Annotated in this window: 1 protein-coding gene; it reads right to left on the bottom strand. The window is 57.3% G+C overall.

The features are described from left to right. Nucleotides 1-323: P-type conjugative transfer protein TrbJ (gene trbJ, locus HMPREF2886_RS16180; RefSeq protein WP_070747827.1), on the bottom strand; the 323-nt coding region annotated here is incomplete at its 3' end. Nucleotides 324-330: the final 7 nt, after the last annotated feature.

Below are 330 nucleotides of genomic sequence, written 5' to 3'. Positions count from 1 at the left end.
CGGCCCAAGGCCTGCGACTTCGTGTAGATGCTGGCAACGCTTTGCAGGTCGGCCGCGATGCTGCCGAACATGGAATTGGGCAGGCTCAGGCCCTGCGTAACCATGTTTTGATACTGCTGAATCTGCGTCTGTAGCTGTTGCGCAGTGTTCAGGGTGGTATTCACCGCTTCTGCGTACTCGAACATCTGCTGATAGAACGTCGAGCAGTTGGAGCAGTAGATAGCGTAAGCCGGTGTCGGAGCTGCAAAGAACCCGGCACCAAGGGCAACGCTGGCCGTCACGGCCGCCGAAAGAACGCCATTACGCAGCTTTGCGCGAAAGATACTGTTC

It is taken from the genome of Pseudomonas sp. HMSC066A08 (assembly GCF_001813025.1).
Classification (GTDB): domain Bacteria; phylum Pseudomonadota; class Gammaproteobacteria; order Pseudomonadales; family Pseudomonadaceae; genus Pseudomonas; species Pseudomonas aeruginosa.
Note: the sequence above shows the minus strand (reverse complement) of the source record. Positions and strands in the feature narration are given on the sequence as shown.